Consider the following 18,558-nt stretch of genomic DNA (forward strand, 5'->3'; position numbering starts at 1 on the left):
CTCAGCCGCGCAGGCTCTCCCGGACCGCCACCGTCAGCGGATGCCCGGCGCTCAGGTAGGTCAGGCACAACGCCAGGGTGCGCCCGGCCAGTTGGGCCGCCTCCACCGAGTCCCCGGCCGCCCAGTAGGCCTTCGCCAGCTGATGACGGGTGCGCAGGGTGTCCGGGTGGCGCTCGCCCAGCAGCGCCCAGCGGTCGTTGAGCACCTCGCGCAGCAGCCCCAGCGCCTGCCTCGCGTCGCCCACCCGCCGGGTGGCGACCCCCAGTTCGTGGCGCAGCGCGAGCGACTCGGGGTGCTGGTCGCCCACCGAGCGCCGGGCCCGCTCCAGCGTGCTGTGCAGCAGGTCGAAGGCGAGCGCCGCCTCGCCCTGGTCGAGATAGGCAACCGCGAGATGACGGCGGGCGCTGAAGGTGGCGGGGTGCCGCTCGCCGAGCACCCGGGTGCGGGCCAGGTCGACGGCCTCCAGCAGCGGGACGGCCCGGAACAGGTCGCCCGCGTCCGCGTAGGCGGCGGCCAGCCGCAGGCTCGCGGTCAGAGTGGCGGGGTAGTCCTCACCGAGCGCGCGCACCGCATCCGCCTGGACCTGTTCGAGGGCGGCGATCGCCCGGGACAGGTCGCCGGCCTCGGCCAGCGCGGCGGCGGCGTCGGTGCGGATCACCAGGGTGATCGGGTGGTCCTCGCCGAGCGCGTGCTCGGCGTCCATCAGCAGCCACTCGAAGGTGGTGATCGCCTTGGCGAGCACGCCCGCGTCGCGCAGCGCGGCGGCGTGGCTGCCGCGGGCGGCCAGCGCCTCGCCGCTCTCCGGGCCGTGCAGGTCCTCGGTCTGCGCGGTGAGGTCCTCCAGCAGCGGGATCGCCTGGCCGATCGCGCCGGCCTGCAGATAGGCGGCGCCGAGCCGGCCGCGGATGTGCAGCAGGTCGGCGGCGGCGGGCGTGCCGGCGGCCGTGGTGCCGTCGCCCGCGCCGCCCTGCCCCGCACCGGTGGCGGCCTCGGCGTCGGCGAGCAGCTGCTGGTAGCGCGGCAGCGCGCCACTGAGCTGGCCGGAGTCGAGGTAGGCGTCGGCCAGCCGCAGCCGCGGACCGAAGGTGTCGGGGTGGCCGGGGCCCTTCACCGCCTCGGCAAGGGTGACCAGTTGCTCCAGCACCGGGATCGCCCGGGCCAGGTCGCCGGCCTCCTGGTAGGCGCGGGCCAGCACCTCGCGGGAGGCGAGCGCGTCGCGCGAGGAGTCGGGCGAGCCCTGTTCGGCCGCGATCCGGCTGTTGATCGCGGCCAGCCGGCTGAGCGCCTCCTCGCCGCCCATCCGTTCCAGCAGCCGGCAGACCAGCCAGAGCGGCAGGTCGGTGTCGGGGGTGAGCAGCGGCAGCAGGTCCTCGCCGATCGCGAACAGCCCCTGCCACTCGCGCTGTTCGTAGGCGGCCTCGGCCTCCACCGGGTAGAGCCGCAGCAGCGGCTCCACCCCGGCCAGCACCTCGGCGCGCACGTTCTCGGCCAGCACCGAGGCGTACGGCAGGCAGCTGGCGGTGACCAGCCGCATCCAGCGGGCCTCGCGCGGGTCGGGGCACTCGTCGGCGGCGACCAGCAGGCGGTGCAGCAGGCGGCCCCGGTCGCCGTGCGAGCAGTGGCCCACCGCCATCCGCACCACGTCCGCCCAGTGCTCGTCGGCGGCCCGCCCGGCCAGCAGGCCGAAGTCCCGGTCCTGGGCGAACTCCAGGCCGGCCAGGTAGTCCTGGAAGGTGCGGTGGACGAATTCGAAGGTGTCCACGCTGGTCTCGGTGAGCAGGCCGGTGCGTTCCACCAGGTGCCGCAGCATCTGCTCGGCGTCCAGCCCGGCCCGGGCGGCGGGCAGGCTGGGCAGCACCTGGGCGATCTGGCGCAGCGCGTCGCTGCGGTCGCCCTCGTGCTGGCCGTTGAGCACCAGCCAGCGGGCCATCCGCTGCAACGGCGCCAGCTGCTCCTCGCGCCCGTACTGGTAGCCGGCCGGTTCGACGGCCACCCGGCGCTGCTTGTCGCGGCGCAGCAGCAGCATGTCCAGGGCCAGTTCGTAGAGCTCCATCTTGCGGCGCGGCAGCGCGCCCTCCCAGTCGCGGTGCAGCGCGCAGATCATCGCGCACAGCAGCGGGCTGTCGGTGAGCAGCTCCAGCTCCGGCGACTGCCGCAGGGTGCGCCGCAGGATGTTCTTCATCCCACGGAACTGCTCCTCCAGCGCGGCGAGTTCGTCCTCGGTCAGCTGCTCGGGCGCGGTCGCCTCGGCGGCGGCGCGCTCGGCGGCCAGCGCCGCCTGGTGCCAGCGTTCGACGAAGCGGTTGCGGTCCCACTCGTCCATCGGGCAGAGCAGCAGTTCTTCGAAGCGCAGGTGGCTGAGCCACTGCGCGGGCACCCCGGAGGGGCGCACGGTGACCAGGGTGAAGCAGTTCGGGTAGGAGGCGAGCAGCTCGGCCAGCCACTCGCCGGCCTCGTCGCGCTCGCCCTGCGGGATCTCGTCCAGGCCGTCGACCAGCAGCACCGCCCGTCCGGCGGCGAAGAGCCGGTCCGCCCAGCCGGGCGGCTGGCTGTCGGCGACCGGGCTGCGGTCCATCGCCAGGAACTCGGCGGGCACCGGCTGCAGGTTGCGCAGCTGGAACATCGTGCGCAGCCGCAGCACGAACGGAACCCGGTAGTTGAGTTCGGCCAGCTCGCCGACCAGGGTGCCGGCCACCGCGTTGACCGCGAGCCACTGCAGCAGGGTGGTCTTGCCGGAGCCCGCCTGGCCGCGCAGCAGGACCCGGCGGCGGCTCTTGAGCATGCCCTCCACCCGTCCGCGCCGCTCGGGCGGGCCGAGCAGGGTGTCCCCGGAGGGCACGGCCGTGTTGCCGTAGCCGCGCCGGGGCGCCGGGGAGTCGGCGCTGCGCTGGGTGTCGGAGAGCTGGACGGCCTGCAGGCTCAGGTAGGCGGTGCCCAGGTCCCAGGGCAGCGACTGGGGCAGGCCGAAGATCTTCAGCCGGCCGTGCTCCTTGCCGATGCTGCGGGCGTACCGCTCCTCGAAGGCGGCGTCCTGGCGCTCCTGGGCCGAGATGCCCTGGATCCGGACCGGAGCGGGCAGCCGCCGGGCCAGCTGCCGGGTGAACTCCGGGGTGTCGAGCAGCGGGACGACCGGGACCAGGCCCAGCTGGGAGTGGCTCCAGACCTCGGGCGCGAGATCGGCGGTGGCCAGGCCCAGCAGCAGGCCGTTGAAGATCACCGGGGCGCCCGACATGCCCGACCACGGGGAGTCGGCGCCGCCCACCGGGCCCGGCGGCTGGTGCTGGGTGGTCAGGGTGTGCCGGCCGGTGCCCAGGCCGGTGCCGGGAGCCAGCGTGCCGACCAGCTGGTGGCTGCGCAGCACCCCGCCGTCCTCGCGGCCCGCGGCCGGGTAGCCGATCGCGTGGCAGAGCGGGACCGGGTCCAGTCCCTCGATCCGTCCCCAGTGCAGCGGGCTGAAGCCGGCCGCCACCTCCCGGCGGACCAGGTCGCCGGCGGCCAGCAGCAGCGTGACGTCCGCGCCGTCCAGCGGGGCGCGCCACAGCGGGGTGCAGCGCACCCAGCCCCGGCCCCCGGGGACGGCGGCCTCGATCCGCACGGGTGCCGCCCCTTCGGGGGGCAGCAGATGCGCGACGGTCAGCACCAGGCGGCCGGTGAGCAGCACGCCGCTGCCCTGGCCCGCCGCGCGGATCGCCGCGACCCGCTGGGCCGTCAGGCTCAATTGAAGCCCTCACGGCTGCCCAGGTCCGGGTTGCCCACCCGCACGCTGCCGTTGCTGACGACGTCCTTGGGGGTGAGGCTGACGGTGACCCGGTGGGTACGGGTGCGCCCGGCTGCCGCCTCGGCCTGGCCGGAGAGCACCCAGGCCCGCACCCGCCCGGCGGCCTTCACCTCACGGCGCAGCTCGACGTCGAACTCCAGCTCGACCGTGCCGACCTCGAACTGGAAGCGCTCCCCCTCGGCGCGCTCGGCGGCCGACACCAGCTGCCGGCGGACGGCCTCGACCGCCTCCGCGAGTTCGATGTCCGCGAACCGGTCGTCGCTCACTGGCACTCCTCGGGGGCCGCCGTTCGACGCTTCGTCAACTGATCACCCATCAGCGTTGACGATGCCCGACGGACCGTCAACCCCCTTTCTCCAGAAGCTGGAGAAAGCCTCGGAAGGAGTCGGCGACCTGCCCGGCCGACCAGGCCAGCGAAGGCGTCAGCGCGGTCACCTCGGTCATCGACAGACCCGGCAGCCGGGTCTCCCACCAGCTGCCGAAGAGCGCGTCGCCGCTGGTCTCGGCGTGCCGCAGGGTCGCCTCGGCGAGGAGCTGTGGCGGGTGCGGCAGCCAGAGCTGGAACTGGTGGGTGTGCGGCGGATCGGGGTGCAGCCGCCCGCCCGGCACCTCGGACAGCACCTCGCGCAGCCCGTCCGCCAGGATCCGGGCCTGGGCCAGGTAGCCGGGCAGGCGCGGCAGTTCGCGATTGAGCGCGGCGAGCCCGGAGAGCGCGGCGGGCCACTGCTGGTAGAGCAGGCCGCCGTAGCGGTGGCGCCAGGCGACGGCCTCGCGCACCAGCTCGGGGTCACCGGCCAGCACCGCCCCGCTGATGCCGCCCAGCGCCTTGTAGAGCGAGACGTAGACCGAGTCGCCGAGCGCGGCGAGCCGGGCCAGCGGTCGGTTGTAGTGGGCGGCGGACTCCCAGAGCCGGGCGCCGTCCAGGTGCACCGCCGCGCCGCGGCGGCGGGCGGCGGCCACCAGCCCGGTCAGCTCGGACCACTCGGGCAGCACGAAGCCGGCCTCGCGCAGCGGCAGTTCGATCATCAGCACGCCGAAGGGTTCGTCGAACGCGGTCAGTTCGGCGGCGGTGGGCAGCCGGCCGGCGGCGGTGGGCCAGACCGTCTCCAGGCCGGTGAGGCGGCGGTAGGCGTGGCGCTCGCGGGTCTCCAGGTGGAACTGCGGGTGGGCGGCGACCACCTGGCTGCCGCGCCGGCGGGCCCAGCAGCGCAGCGCGACCTGCTGGGCCATGGTGCCGGTGGGGAAGAACACGGCGGCGGGCTTGCCGAGCAGGTCGGCCACCCGGCACTCCAGTTCGGCGACCACGCCGTCGCCGTAGGTGTCGGGACGCTCCTGCGGGCCGACCACGGCACGGGCGTCGGCGCCCAGTTCGGCGAGGCGCTCGTGCAGGGTGACCGGGCGCGGCCCGGAGAGGATCCGGCGACTGGAGCGCCACCGGGCGAAACGCTGGTCCTGCGGGTCGAGCACCGGATCCGATGGGCCGTTCGACTCGTCCGTCATCCCTCGATGGTCCATCAGCCGCGCGGTGCGGGGAATGCCCGTGCCGGGACTGCTCGATGGCGGGCCGGGGTGGGCCTTGTCACAGCCCGGAAGCCTGATACGAACCGGCGTAGTAGGTCGTGAGCGATCGGTCGCCGATCTGATCAATGGACCAATCCGCCGATCGCCTGAAAATTTCAGACGCCTCGCACTACACACCGTCGTAGCTGATCGGATTTCGCTACCACCTCACCGACGGTAAAGCTGTAGGGCCCCCCGCCGCGTGCGCCCCCAAGGCCGGCTCCGCGCTGCCCCGAACCACTGCGAGGTCGAGCACACGATGTCCTTCCAGCCCCGTTCCGCCGCCCGCTCAGCCGCCCGTTCCGCCGTCCTGCGCCTGACCGTCCTGCGCACCCGGCTGGGCCACGGCCGCCACGCGCGCCCGCGGCTGGTGCGGCGCCCGGCCCTGCCCTGGCCGGATCCGTACGCCGTCTTCCGCGGCCCGCACCGGCGCAAGGCGGTCTCCGCCACCGTGGCGGGCGCGGCGCTGCTCGGGGTGGCGGTGGCGGCGGTGCCGGGCAGCGCGGTGGCGCAGACCGTGCGCCCGACCACGCCCGGCAGCTCCGCGTTCAGCACCGCCCACGAGGCGGCGCCCTTCGACAACTCGGTGCAGGTGACCGCCGCGCGTCCGTACCGGCCGGCGGCCGGCTGGAAGGACCTGCAGCTGGCCGTCACGGTCGCGGGGAACCTGGCCCCGGCCACCCCCGCCGCACCGCGCCCGGCACCGCCGGCCCAGCCGGCCGCGGCCACGCCGCCGGACTGGTCGGCACCGGTGCCCGGGGCGCGGATCAGCTACCTCTTCGGCACCCCCGACACCGGCTACGCGGCCGGCTACCACACCGGGGTGGACTTCGCCGTCGACGCGGGCACGCCCGTGCACGCGGTCGGCGCGGCCACCGTGGTCTCGGCCGCCTGGGACGGGGCCTACGGGAAGGAGGTGGTGCTGCGGCTGGCGGACGGCCGGTTCGCGCAGTACGCGCACCTGTCGCGGCTGGACGTCGCCCCGGGGCAGCGGGTGGGCGCCGGGCAGTTGGTCGGGGCCTCCGGCAGCACGGGCAACTCCACCGGGCCGCACCTGCACTTCGAGATCCGCACCGTCGACACCTACGGCGCGGTGGTGGACCCGGTCAGGTACCTGACGGCGCACGGGGTGGACGACCTCTGAGCGGCCGCGGACGGCGCCGTGCGGGGACACGGCGCCCGCGGGGCTCGCCGTGCGCGGTCAGCCCACCGCGCAGTCCTCGCGCGGCCCGATCCGGCCGGCGATCTCCAGCGCCACCGTGAGCGCGGCCGCCATCGCCTCCTCCTCGCTGGTGGCCCGCGCGGAGTCCAGCGGCGGCAGGCCGCTCCCCTCGTCCGGGTCGTGCTTGAGCAGGAAGAACGCCGAGTTGACCGAGAAGAGCGCCATGGTGGCGCGCAGCCGGTCCTCGAACGAGGCGCCCGGACCGTGCACCATGCGGACCATCCGCAGCATCCGGATCTTGAACTCCAGCCCGGCCGGCAGGTCGCGCAGCGCAGGCTGGTTGTCGTGGAAGAAGCGCAGCAGCGGCGCCCGCTCGGCCATGCCCGCCGCGAACCGCCGCACCAGCTCGTCGCGCACCTCGGGCGTCCAGGACTGCTGCTCGCCCCAGCTGATCGCCTCGTCGATCGGGGCGGCCATGCTCTGCACGATGCCGTGGACGATGTCGTCCTTGGTCTTGAAGTGGTAGTACAACGCGGCCTTGGTCACCCCGAGCCGGTCGGCGATCTCGCGCAGCGAGGTCTTCTCGTAGCCCTGCTCGGCGAACAGCTCCAGCGCGACCGAGATGATGCGCGCGCGGGTGCCACTGCGGGGGCTCTGCGACGTACTCATGGCTTCCTGGCCTGCCTAGTTAGCTGCTGAGGGGACCCGGAGGCCGGGCCGTGCCCAGCCTCCCGTACGGACATTCTCACCGGTACGCACCGACGGGGCCGAATTCGGCTTGACGCCCGGCTTACCCAGACCTTACCGTGCCAGCTGACAAACAACTAGCCGGTCGGCAAGTAAGCTTTCCGCTCCACCACATCAGTCACCGCAGTCAGCAGCCGACACCAAGAGGGCCGCGAGTCGCGGACCAGACGCGCTTCCGGGAGATGCACCATGGCACAGCAGCAGGTCGACGCCAAGGCGGACACACCGCCGGGAGGCGTCGCGGGGGAGGGCGAGCGCCCGGCCCGTTCACCGCGTGAGATCCGGTTGGTGATGATCGGTCTGGTCATCACCATGATGCTCGCGATGCTCGACAACCTGATCGTCGGCACCGCGATGCCCACCATCGTCGGCGACCTGCACGGGGCCAACCACCTGTCCTGGGTGGTCACCTCGTACACCCTGGCCACCGCCGCCGCCACCCCGATCTGGGGCAAGCTCGGCGACCTCTACGGCCGCAAGGGCACCTTCCTCACCTCGATCGTGATCTTCCTGGTCGGCTCGGCACTGGCCGGTCTGTCGCAGAACATGAACGAGATGATCGGCTTCCGCGCCCTGCAGGGCCTGGGCGCCGGCGGCCTGATGGTCGGCGTGATGTCGATCATGGGCGCGCTGGTCAGCCCGCGCGAGCGCGGCAAGTACCAGGGCATGTTCGCCGCCGTCATGGCGATCGCCACCGTCGGCGGGCCGCTGCTCGGCGGCTTCATCACCGACCACTTCAGCTGGCACTGGATCTTCTACATCAACCTGCCGCTGGGCGCGGTCGCACTTGCCGTGGTGTGGGTCACGCTGCACCTGCCCAAGGTCCGCTCCGACGCCAAGGTGGACTACCTCGGCGCGCTGCTGCTGACCGTCGGCATCACCTCGCTGGTCCTGATCACCACCTGGGGCGGCACCCAGTACGCCTGGGGCTCCAAGCACATCATCGGCCTGATCGTGCTGGCCGCCGCCTCGCTGATCGGCTTCTGCTACGTGGAGGCGCGGGTCCAGGAGCCGATGCTGCCGCTGAGCATGTTCCGCAACCGCGACTTCACCGTCGTCTCGATCATCGGCTTCATCGTCGGCTTCCAGATGTTCGGTGGCGTCACCTTCCTGCCGCAGTACCAGCAGATCGTGCAGAACGCCTCGGCCACCAACTCCGGCCTGCTGCTGATGCCGATGATGTTCGGCATGCTCGTCGTCTCGCTGGCGGTCGGCCAGGTGGTCACCAAGACCGGCAAGTACCGGGTCTTCCCCATCATCGGCACCGTGGTGATGGGCGCCGGCTCGCTGCTGCTCTCCACCATGGGCGTCGGCACCACCCGCCTGACCTCCAGCATCTTCATGGCGGTGCTCGGCGCCGGCATGGGCTTCCTGATGCAGATCACCATGCTGGTCGCCCAGAACAGCGTGCAGCTCAAGGACATGGGCGTGGCCAGCTCCACCGCCACCCTGTTCCGCACCATCGGCGGCTCCTTCGGTGTGGCGCTGTTCGGCTCGATCTTCACCAACCACGTCACCGACGGCCTGAAGAGCCTGCCGGGCGCCAGCGGCTCCGGTTCGGACGGGACCGGCCAGATGACGCCGGCCAAGCTGCGCACCCTGCCCGAGCCGGTGCAGAGCGCGTTCCACCACGCCTACAGCAACGGCAACCACGCGGTCTTCCTCTGGGCCGCGGGAATCAGCGTGGTCTCGATCATCGCCGCGCTCTTCCTCAAGGGCACCCCGCTGCGCGGCGCCGGCAAGGCCGCCGGCGAGCAGGCCGAGGGCAGCGACATGGCGGCGATGGCGCACTGACCGGCGCGGCCGTCTGACGGCGCACCTGCCTGAAGAGCGGAGCGGGTGGGCCCGGGATCACTCCCGGGCCCACCCGCTCCGCGTTCTCCGCCGCAGCTACTGCGGCAACCGGTAGACGCCCGGGGCCACCGGCTCCACCAGGCCGTCGACGATCAGGCCGTGCAACGCCCGCGAGCGCTGCACGGGCTCGGGCCACACGGCGTCCAGCCGGTGCTGCGGGACCTCGCCGTGCGCCTCGCGCAGCACCGCCAGCAGCTTGCCGCGGACCTGGCGGTCGGTGCCCTCGTAGCTCTGGCCCCGGCGGGCCGGACCCTGGTACGGCGGGCGTCCGGCCCGGTCCCAGGCGCAGTGCACGCGCAGCGGGCAGCCACCGCACTCGGGGCTGCGGGCGGTGCAGACCAGCGCGCCCAGCTCCATCACGCCCACCGCCCACTGGGCGGCCACCTCGGGGTGGTCGGGCAGCAGCTCGACGGCCGTGCGGCGCTCGGCGGCGGTGGTGGCCTGGGCCGGGTACTCCTCGCCGGTCACCGCCCGGGCGAAGACCCGGCGGACGTTGGTGTCCAGCACCGCGTGGCGCTGCCGGAAGGCGAAGGAGGCCACGGCCGCGGCGGTGTACTCACCGACGCCCGGCAGCGCGAGCAGCTCGGTGTGGTCGCTCGGCACCTCGCCGCCGTGCCGCTCGACGATCGCGCTCGCGGCCGCGTGCAGCCGCAGCGCCCGTCGCGGGTAGCCCAGCCGGCCCCACATCCGCACCGCCTCGCCCGGCGCGTCCTGGGCGAGCGCGGCCGGGGTGGGCCAGCGCTCCAGCCAGGCCTGGTAGGCGGGCAGCACCCGCTTGACCGGGGTCTGCTGGAGCATGAACTCGCTCACCATGACCGCCCAGGGCGAGGCGTCGGGTGCCCGCCAGGGCAGGTCGCGGGCGTACTCCCGGTACCAGTCCAGCACGATCGTGTGCAGCAGCGGGGCGGGAGCGTGAGTGGTGGTGGTCGCCATAGCGCTACCGATCCTCGCACACGCCCGGACGGCCCCGTTTCCCTCCCTCAAAGGGAGGAAATACCGGATGATCTGAAAGATCGGGGTTCGATACCGGTGTTGGTGCGACAAGCGGTGCTCCGCCTCTCGTAGAGTTTGATCGTGCCTTCATTGCGTCAGCCTGTCGGACCGCTGCCCGCCTCGATCTACTGGCGGCGGCGGGTTGTTGTGCTCGCGGCCGCCGCGGTGGTGGTGGCCCTGGTGGCGTGGCTGACGCTCGGTCAGGGCGGTGACGGCGGCAAGCAGAAGACCGCTCAGCCGGCCCCCGCTACCGGCACGCCCACGGCAGCCGCCTCGATCACGCCGGGGGCCAGCCCGACCGGTCCCGCGATCACCTCCCGCCCCGGCGGCACCGGGGGCACGAGCGGCGGCGGCACCGCGTCCGGTGGCGGCACCGGCGGCAGCGGTGGTAGCGGCGGCAGCGGCGGCAGCGACACCGGGGGCGGCACCGGTGCGATCTCGGGCAGCGCCGGTGGCAGCGGCGACGGCGGGGGTGCGGGCGGCTCCGCCACGGGCGGCGGCTCGGGCACGGGCGGCGGCTCGGGCACGGGCGGCTCCGGATCCGGCACGGGCAGCGCCGGATCCAGTGGCGGGTCGGGCAGCGGCAGTTCGGGCAGCAGTGGTTCGGGCAGCGGTGGGTCCGGCGGCGGCAACCCGCCGATCAACACCGGCGAGGTGATGGCGCTGCCCGTCTGCACCGCCTCCCAGCTCACCCTGGAACTCGCCGGCACCCAGAACGCCTACCAGACCAAGGAGAAGCCGACCTTCGAGCTGAAGATCCGCAACGCCTCCTCGGCCGGCTGCCGGGTGGACCTGAGCCAGGCCGCCGCCGCGATCACCGTCAACTCCGCCAGTGGCGAACGGATCTGGTCCTCCGCCGACTGCGTGACCGACAAGCAGAGCCGCTGGGTGCAGGTCTCCCCCGCGAACGCGCTGACCGAGACCTTCGTCTGGGACCGCACCCGCAGCAAGCCGCAGTGCGCGACGCCGAGCGACACCTCGCCCGCGCCGACCGGCAACTACCTGGTGCAGGCAGAGCTGACCGGCCCCAGCGGCGGCCCGGTCCCGGCCCGCACCTCGACCAGGCTGGACGCCTGACGCCCCGTCCGGCACAGCACAGAGCCCAGGTCGCGGACGACCTGGGCTCAGCTGTAGCCGGACAGGCCTGGGGCCGGACAGGCCCTGGGCCGTGTCTCACCATTCGCGTCGGATCAGCGCGCGGCTCCGCGCGCCTGGCGGGAACTGTGAGACACGGCCTAGACGTAGCGCTCCAGGATCGAGGACTCCGCCAGCCGCGACAGCCCCTCGCGCACCGAGCGCGCCCGGGTCTCGCCGACGCCCTCCACCGCCTGCAGGTCGTCGATGCTGGCCGCCAGCAGCTTCTGCAGCCCGCCGAAGTGCTCGACCAGCCGCTCGATCACGGTGTTCGGCAGCCGCGGGATCTTGGCCAGCAGCCGGTAGCCGCGCGGCGAGACGGCCGAGTCCAGCGACTCCGGCGAGCCCGAGTAGCCGATCGTTTTTGCAACTGTCTGGAGGTCCAGCAGCTCGGCGTGGGTGAGCGTCTCCAGGTCGGCCAGCACCTCGGCGACGGTCCGGCCGCGCTTGGCCATCCGATCGGGGAAGTAGTCCCGGGCCACCAGCTCGCGCTCCGGCTCGACGCCCGCGATCAGCTCGTCCAGCTGCAGCGAGAGCAGTCGCCCGTCGGTGCCCAGCTCCAGCACGTAGCCGGCGATCTCGGCCGCGATCAGCCGGACCATCTCCAGCCGCTGGGCCACCGCCGTGACGTCCCGGACGGTGACCAGGTCCTCGATCTCCAGGGCGGAGAGCGTGCCGGCCACCTCGTCCAGCCGCAGCTTGTAGCGCTCCAGGGTGGCCAGCGCCTGGTTGGCCCGGGAGAGCACGGTGGGCGAGTCCTCCAGGACCCGGCGGCTGCCGTTGACGTACATCGCGATCAGCCGCATCGAGTGCGAGACGGCCACCACCGGGAACCCGGTCTGCTTGTTGACCCGTTCGGCCGTGCGGTGCCGGGTGCCGGTCTCGTCGGTCGGGATCGAGGCGTCCGGCATCAGGTGCACCCCGGCACGGACGATCTTGGTGATGTCCTTGTCGAGCACCACGGCGCCGTCCAGCTTGCACAGCTCGCGCAGCCGGGTCGCGGTGAACTCGACGTCCAGCACGAAGCCGCCGGTGCAGACCGACTCCATCGTCTTGTCGAAACCGAGCACGATCAGACCACCGGTGTTGGCCCGCAGCACCCGCTCCAGACCGTCGCGCAGCGGCGTTCCGGGCGCGATCGCCTGCAGGGAGGAGCGCAGCAGGGCCTCCTCGCGGGGGGACTTCTCCACCCGGTCGCTCGCTGCCACGTGACTCCTCCGGCCGGCCCGGTCCGCTCGGCGCGGTGGCCCCGGTCCCTCGTTCGCTACTGCCCGATCTGGTGCTTGACAGGGCAAAGTCTACGGTGCGGGCGCGCTGACGGAGCCTCGGTCAGACCACTTCGTCCGAATCGACGGGCTCCCAGCTCCCCATCACCTCCTCCGGCCAGGCGGCCGGGGGCGGCACCACCGGGGCCTGGTTGGTCCGCGAACCTTGCGCGGCGCTCTTGACCGGGGGCTTGCCGGAGGCGGCGCGGCGGCGCCCCGGCAGTGCCCGCAGCGCCTCGCCGATGTCGGCCACCTCGACCACCTTCATGCCCGGCGGCACCTTGCCCGGGTCCGGCGGGACCAACGCGTGGGTGAAGCCGAGCCGGTGCGCCTCGGCCAGCCGTCGCTGCACACCCGTCACCCGGCGCACCTCACCGGCCAGGCCCACCTCGCCGATCGCCACCAGGTTGCTCGGCAGCGGGGTGTCGGTGGAGGAGCTGGCGACCGCGAGCGCGACCGCGAGGTCGGCGGAGGGCTCGGTGAGCTTCACCCCGCCGACGGTGGCCGTGTAGATGTCCTGCTTGCCGAGCTTGACTCCGCCGTGCCGCTCGACCACGGCCAGGATCATCGCGATCCGCGGCGACTCCAGGCCCGAGGTGGTGCGGCGCGGGGAGGGGATCTGCGAATCGACCATCAGCGCCTGCACCTCGGCGACCAGTGGGCGCTTGCCCTCCAGCGTGACGGTCAGGCAGGTGCCGGGCACCGGCTTGTCACGGCGGGTCAGGAAGAGGCCGCTGGGGTCGGCCAACCCCTCGATGCCCTCGTCGTGCAGCTCGAAGCAGCCGACCTCGTCGGTGGCGCCGTAGCGGTTCTTGATGCCGCGGATGATGCGAAGCCGGGCGTGCCGGTCGCCCTCGAAGGAGAGCACCACGTCGACCAGGTGCTCCAGCAGGCGCGGGCCCGCGATCTGGCCGTCCTTGGTGACGTGGCCGACCAGCAGGGTGGCCATGCCGCGGTCCTTGGAGGCGCGGATCAGGGCGCCCGCCACCTCGCGCACCTGGGCCGGGCCGCCGGGCGCGCCGTCGAGCTCGGCGGAGGCGATGGTCTGCACCGAGTCCAGGATCAGCAGCCCCGGGTTGACCTGCTCGATGTGGCCGAGCACCGCGCCCAGGTCGGACTCGGCGGCCAGGTAGAGGTGGTCGGAGAGGGCGTTGATCCGGTCGGCGCGCAGCCGGACCTGACCGGCCGACTCCTCACCGGTGACGTAGAGGGTGCGGTGCTGGGAGGTGGCGGCCTTCGCGGCGACGTCCAGCAGCAGGGTGGACTTGCCGACGCCGGGCTCGCCCGCCAGCAGCACCACGGCGCCCGGCACCAGGCCGCCGCCGAGCACCCGGTCCAGCTCCGGCACGCCGGTGGAGCGCGCGGTGGCGACCTGGCCGTCGACCTGGCCGATCGGGCGGGCCGGCGCGCTGACCGGGCCGGCGGCGGTGGTGCGGATCGGGACCGCACCGTACTCCTCCACCGTGCCCCAGGCGTTGCACTCCGGGCACCGGCCGACCCACTTGGGCAGCTGGTTGCCGCACTCGGTGCAGCGGTAGGCCGGGCGCGGCTTGGCGGTGGTCTTCGAGGTACGGGCTGCCATGGGGGCCACCGTAGCGGGTGGCACCGACAAGGGTCGGCCGACTGTGGATTGTCAGCCGGTGGGCGGTGTTGTTACCCGAAAGAAGGACAAGCGGGCCGACTTTCCGGGTCCGCCGGAGCGAGGTCCCTACCGTCAGCAGGATGAGACACCGCCTGGACCCCGTGCCGAACCCCGCGCCGAGCTGTGACCAGCTGCTGGACGGCCTGTACACCTACTGCCTCTCGGTGCTCTGCGACCAGCGGGCGGCGCTCGCGGCCCTGGCCGAGACGCGGGAGCTGGCCACCGCCAACGCGGACCGGCTGACCGACCCCGGGCTGCGGCGGGCCTGGCTGTACGCGGTGGCGCGGTACGCCTGCGTGCGGCGGCTGGCCGGAGCTGACGGGTGGTCGGCCGGGCCCGCCGCCGACCCCGGGACGGAGCCGGCCGGCGGCCCCGGGGCCGCGGCGCTGCCGGCGGCGCTCGCCTGGCCTGCGGCGGCCGGCACCACGGCGGAGCAGCGCGAGGCGCTGGAGCTGGCGGTCCGCCACCGGCTCACCCCGCTGGAGGTCGCGGCGGTGCTCGGCCTGGAGGCGGTGGCGGCCCAGCGGCTGCTGGCGGCCGGGAGCGCCGAGGCCGAACGGACCGGGCAGGCGCTGCGCGTGCTGGCGGCGGGGCGCTGTCCCGAGCTGACCCGGCTCGGCTGCGCGGGGGCGAGCACCGGTGCGGGGGCGGCCGAGGACGGCTGGGTGCTGGGGCCGGCGCTGCGCCGCGAGCTGGTGGGGCACCTGGTCGACTGCCCCACCTGCCGGGGCACGGCGGAGCAGCTGGCCGACGCGGGCGGGGCGGCCGGCGGGGGCGGGGCGTCAGGCGGCGGGGGCGGGCCGCGGTTGCTGTCCGCCCCGGCGGCGGCACAGGCGGGCGCGGTGGAAGTCGACTCCGCCGACGTCCGGGGCGGCGAGGCCCGCCACTCCGCCACTCGCAGCGCGCTCGGCGTCCTCAGCACCCGCAGTGCCCGCAGTACCCGCGGTGCCCGCTCCGGCGCGATCCGCTTCGACCAGCGCGGCTTCCCCCGCCACCGCGCCCCGAGCCTGCTGGAGCGCCACCGGCGCGGCGGCGACCTGCACGAGCGGGTGGTCCTGGTGCGGCAGCGGGCCGTCACCACCGGGGTGCTCGCCGCCGTCCTCTCCGCCCCGCTGGCGGCGCTGTGGATCGCCCACCGGGACACCGCGGGCGCCACCGGCGCCACCGCCGTCTCCGCGGTCCGGGTGGCCGACGGCGACCCGGACCCGGGCGGTCCGGGCGACTGGGCGGGTCCGGGCGACGGAGGCGGCGAGGCCGCCGGCCCCGGTGTGGTCGCCGCCGCCCCGATCCCGGCGCCGGCCGCGGCACCGGGCCGGGGCCTGGGCGCTGTGCTGCCGGGCGCGGCGGGCGCCTCGAAGGCCGGGACCGGCCTGGCCGCCAGTCTGGTCGACGCGGACCCGGCGGAGGGTGCGCGCAGCGGCACCGGTGCCCTGGGTGCCCTGGGTGCAGAAACGTTTCTACCGGCGGTTCAGGGTGTCGCGGTCCCGGTCCCGGCCCCTGGCGCCGTCCCGCTCGACAGCCCGGGCCTGCACAGTGCGCCCGTCCCGCCGCCGTCGGCCGGCGCCCAGCTCACCGTGGCGGCCGGCGCCTACGGCAACCGGACCGTGCTCACCCTGACCAACAGCGGCGACGCCCCGATCGACTGGCACGCCGTGCCCGATCGCGACTGGCTGCGGCTGAGCCGCGACGCGGGCGCCCTGGCCCCGGGCCAGCGGATCACCGTCACGGTCACCGTCGACGAGCAGCGCGCGCCCACCGGTCAGTGGACGGCCGAGATCGCGCTGCCGCCGTCCGAGGCCGTGGTCACCCTGCAGGGCGGCCCGACCAGCGAACCCGGCACGCCGTCCACTCCCACTCCCGCGCCCGGCGCGTCCTCCTCCTCGTCGGCACCGACGGTGGCGCCGAGCGCGAGCGCGAACCCCAGCGGCGTCGCCAGCCCCAGCCCCTCGGAGACCTCCACCCCGGGCAGCAGCGCCAGCAGCGCGCCGAGCAGCAGCGACAGCCCCACCGCGAACCCGACGTCCGGCCCCTCGGCCCCGGCGAGCCCCTCCGTGCAGCCGAGCAGTCCGCCGAGCGCCACGCCGACACCCGCCCCCGCGACGCCGTCGGCCGCGCCGCCGGCCGCCTCACCCAGCCCCGTTCCGACCTCCACGACGTCCAACCCTTCGTCCTCGTCACCCGCGCGCTGAACCTTCAGGACCCTCCGGTCACGTGACTATGACTCCCCACACGCCGGTCATGTTGCGCACGATTGATGAGAAAGCTCCGAGAAAATCGGCCACCCGGCCCTGCCGCGACCGGGCCCCGGCCGCCCGGTGGGGAGGCCGGAGCGGGACCGACCGCCTCGACCCTCGCCTGACGCCCGATCACTTCGCCCTCGGCTGATCCGCCATGGGCGTAAGGCCTGCTGCTCGGGCGGTCCCGCTGGGCAGGATCGGGGGCATGCGAATCCTGATACTCGGCGGCTCGGTCTTCCTCGGGCGCGCCTTCGTCACCGAAGCCCTGGCGCGCGGCCATCAGGTGACCACCTTCAACCGCGGCGCCTCGGGGCCCGATCAGCCGGGCGTCCGGGCACTGCGCGGCGACCGTGGCAACGAGCAGGACCTGGCCCAGCTGACCGCCGCCGCCACCGGCCCGGACGGCCCCTGGGACCTGGTGATCGACACCAGCGGCCAGCAGCCGCACGCCGTCGCGCGCACGGCCACCCTGCTGCGCGAGCACGCCGCGCGCTACCTCTTCGTCTCCTCGGTGCACGCCTTCGCCGACTGGCCCGCCGAGGCGATCGACGAGCATGCGCCGCTGCACGAGTGCCCGGCCGACTCGCCGCCCGACCAGCCGTTCAGCACGGCACTCAAAGCGGGCTGCGAGCGCGCGGTCGTCGAGCAGTTCGGCGACCGCTCGATCATCCTCAACTGCGGACTGCTGATGGGCCCCTACGAGAACGTCGGCCGCCTGCCCTGGTGGCTGGAGCGGATCGCGCGCGGCGGGCGGGTGCTCGCCCCGGGCCGGCCCGACCTGCCGATCCAGCTGATCGACGCCCGGGACTTCGCCGTCTTCGGCCTCGACCTGGCCGAGCGCGGCGCCGCGGGCAGCTACGTCACCACCGCACTGCCGGGATCGAGCACCTACGGGCAGTTGCTGGCGGCCTGCGTGGCGGCCACCGGCTCGTCGGCCGAGCTGGTCTGGGTGCCGGACCGGAAGCTGGTCGCCGCCGGGATCGAGGAGTGGACCGAGCTGCCGCTCTGGGCCGCCGAGTTCACGGGCGACGGCAGGCCGAGCGGGATCTGGCAGGCGGACAGCCGCAAGGCAGTGGCCGCCGGGCTGCGCTGCCGGCCGCTCGAGGAGAGCGTGCGCGACACCTGGGCCTGGATCCAGCAGCGCGGCCCACGGGACCGGCCGTACCTGCAGGGCACCGAGGTGCTGGGCATCGACCCGGAGAAGGAGCGCCGGATCCTCGACGGCGCCTGAACAGCTGCTGCCCGAGGGTGGTGCACCCTCGGGCAGCAGGCAGCAGGCAGCAGGCAAGCGGGGCGTGGTCGGCCCGCCCCGCGTCAGCGCGGCGGTGGCAGGCGTTGCAGGAAGACCTCGAAGGCCGTCGGCTTGACCGCGGTGACCCCGGTGAACGGGAAGTTCATCTCCTTGATCACCAGCAGCGAGATCACCACCAGCCCGCCGAGTGAGAGCACCATCATCGAGTGCGCCAGGGTGTTGGGCAAGCCGAAGAGGAAGGTGAAGCCCACGGTGAGCACCCCGCCGACGATCAACGCCACCCAGAGCAGCGTCGGGACCTCGTCGTCCACTTCGTTCAGCCGGGCCCGGCGCTGCGAGGCGAGGTCCTCCATGTGACTCACCGCGTGCTCGTAGAGGACCTGCTGCTGCGGGCCGCTGGGGTTGATCGCGAAGACGCTGTCACGGATCTGGTAGACGAGGTCGGTGGCCGCCGGGCTGCTCTGGTGCGAGGCCATCAGCGGCCACTCGGTGTCCATCACGGTCCGCGCGTAGCTGAGGGTCTGCTGCTCCAGTTGCGGGCCCAACGGCGCGGGCAGCTCGCGGGAGATCCAGTAGATGCCGGCGAGCGAGTCGGCCTCCTGGAAGGTGGTCTTGCGGGCGGCGTCGTCGTTGGTCCAGACCGTGACGACCACGAAGGCGACCAGCACGGCGTAGATGACGCCGACCGCGGCGAAGATGAAGCCGGCCACGTCGTTGTGCGCCTCGCGCACCGGGTGCGGGACCCAGCGCTGCAACAGGAACAGGGCGACGGCCAGCGCGGCGAGGACTATGAGGACGATACCGATGTCCGTCAGGCTCATGGCGAAGAGGTCCTTGCTGTGTTCTGGGGGATTGCGGTGCCATGACAGCGGGGTGTGGGGTGGTGTGACGTGACGTCGTGCGCGGTGGGATGTGTGGGGTGGAACGCCCCGGG

Annotated in this window: 13 protein-coding genes; 5 read left to right on the forward strand and 8 right to left on the reverse strand. The window is 74.0% G+C overall.

Annotation, left to right across the window (positions count from 1 at the left end; translation table 11 throughout):
* Nucleotide 1: 1 nt before the first annotated feature.
* The 3 genes from OG294_RS18170 to OG294_RS18180 all read right to left on the reverse strand — a co-directional run bounded on the left by OG294_RS18170 (nt 2) and on the right by OG294_RS18180 (nt 5,278).
* The gene (locus OG294_RS18170) at nt 2-3,718 is read right to left on the reverse strand and encodes a tetratricopeptide repeat protein (protein ID WP_327067547.1); all 3,717 of its coding nucleotides are present in this window, start codon (nt 3,716-3,718) and stop codon (nt 2-4) included.
* On the reverse strand, nt 3,715-4,044 hold the full coding sequence (locus OG294_RS18175; protein ID WP_327067548.1) for a trypco2 family protein: 330 nt from the start codon (nt 4,042-4,044) through the stop codon (nt 3,715-3,717). The genes OG294_RS18170 and OG294_RS18175 overlap by 4 nt, the downstream gene beginning before the upstream one ends.
* Before the next feature lie 76 nt (nt 4,045-4,120).
* Nucleotides 4,121-5,278 carry a threonine aldolase family protein gene (locus tag OG294_RS18180; RefSeq protein WP_327067549.1) on the reverse strand — a complete coding sequence of 386 codons (1,158 nt, stop codon included), beginning with the start codon at nt 5,276-5,278 and terminating at the stop codon, nt 4,121-4,123.
* 319 nt (nt 5,279-5,597) lie between these two features.
* On the opposite strand from OG294_RS18180, the gene OG294_RS18185 reads away from it, so the two are divergent.
* Complete coding sequence (locus OG294_RS18185; RefSeq protein WP_327067550.1) at nt 5,598-6,482, forward strand: M23 family metallopeptidase; 885 nt, start codon at nt 5,598-5,600, stop codon at nt 6,480-6,482.
* A 57-nt stretch (nt 6,483-6,539) separates the two neighbouring features.
* Here OG294_RS18185 and OG294_RS18190 read toward each other — a convergent pair whose 3' ends face one another.
* Complete coding sequence (locus OG294_RS18190; protein WP_327067551.1) at nt 6,540-7,169, reverse strand: TetR/AcrR family transcriptional regulator; 630 nt, start codon at nt 7,167-7,169, stop codon at nt 6,540-6,542.
* A gap of 267 nt (nt 7,170-7,436) precedes the next feature.
* Between OG294_RS18190 and OG294_RS18195 the strand changes: the two genes are divergently transcribed.
* On the forward strand, nt 7,437-9,041 hold the full coding sequence (locus OG294_RS18195) for an MDR family MFS transporter (RefSeq protein WP_327067552.1): 1,605 nt from the start codon (nt 7,437-7,439) through the stop codon (nt 9,039-9,041).
* Nucleotides 9,042-9,137: 96 nt separating this feature from the next.
* Here OG294_RS18195 and OG294_RS18200 read toward each other — a convergent pair whose 3' ends face one another.
* Nucleotides 9,138-10,034 carry an A/G-specific adenine glycosylase gene (locus OG294_RS18200; protein ID WP_327067553.1) on the reverse strand — a complete coding sequence of 299 codons (897 nt, stop codon included), beginning with the start codon at nt 10,032-10,034 and terminating at the stop codon, nt 9,138-9,140.
* A 141-nt stretch (nt 10,035-10,175) separates the two neighbouring features.
* On the opposite strand from OG294_RS18200, the gene OG294_RS18205 reads away from it, so the two are divergent.
* Complete coding sequence (locus OG294_RS18205; protein WP_327067554.1) at nt 10,176-11,171, forward strand: hypothetical protein; 996 nt, start codon at nt 10,176-10,178, stop codon at nt 11,169-11,171.
* A 158-nt stretch (nt 11,172-11,329) separates the two neighbouring features.
* Here the strand turns inward: OG294_RS18205 and disA are convergent, their stop codons facing one another.
* Both disA and radA read right to left on the reverse strand, forming a co-directional pair.
* Nucleotides 11,330-12,388 carry a DNA integrity scanning diadenylate cyclase DisA gene (gene disA, locus OG294_RS18210; RefSeq protein ID WP_327071589.1) on the reverse strand — a complete coding sequence of 353 codons (1,059 nt, stop codon included), beginning with the start codon at nt 12,386-12,388 and terminating at the stop codon, nt 11,330-11,332.
* A gap of 169 nt (nt 12,389-12,557) precedes the next feature.
* On the reverse strand, nt 12,558-14,075 hold the full coding sequence (radA, locus tag OG294_RS18215; RefSeq protein WP_327067555.1) for a DNA repair protein RadA: 1,518 nt from the start codon (nt 14,073-14,075) through the stop codon (nt 12,558-12,560).
* A gap of 140 nt (nt 14,076-14,215) precedes the next feature.
* On the opposite strand from radA, the gene OG294_RS18220 reads away from it, so the two are divergent.
* Together OG294_RS18220 and OG294_RS18225 are read left to right on the forward strand one after the other, a co-directional pair.
* Nucleotides 14,216-16,324 carry a BACON domain-containing protein gene (locus OG294_RS18220; protein ID WP_327067556.1) on the forward strand — a complete coding sequence of 703 codons (2,109 nt, stop codon included), beginning with the start codon at nt 14,216-14,218 and terminating at the stop codon, nt 16,322-16,324.
* 253 nt (nt 16,325-16,577) lie between these two features.
* The gene (locus OG294_RS18225) at nt 16,578-17,603 is read left to right on the forward strand and encodes an NAD-dependent epimerase/dehydratase family protein (RefSeq protein ID WP_327067557.1); all 1,026 of its coding nucleotides are present in this window, start codon (nt 16,578-16,580) and stop codon (nt 17,601-17,603) included.
* An 83-nt stretch (nt 17,604-17,686) separates the two neighbouring features.
* Here the strand turns inward: OG294_RS18225 and OG294_RS18230 are convergent, their stop codons facing one another.
* On the reverse strand, nt 17,687-18,445 hold the full coding sequence (locus tag OG294_RS18230) for a bestrophin-like domain (protein ID WP_327067558.1): 759 nt from the start codon (nt 18,443-18,445) through the stop codon (nt 17,687-17,689).
* Nucleotides 18,446-18,558: the final 113 nt, after the last annotated feature.

The organism is Kitasatospora sp. NBC_01302, assembly GCF_035976515.1.
Classification (GTDB): domain Bacteria; phylum Actinomycetota; class Actinomycetes; order Streptomycetales; family Streptomycetaceae; genus Kitasatospora.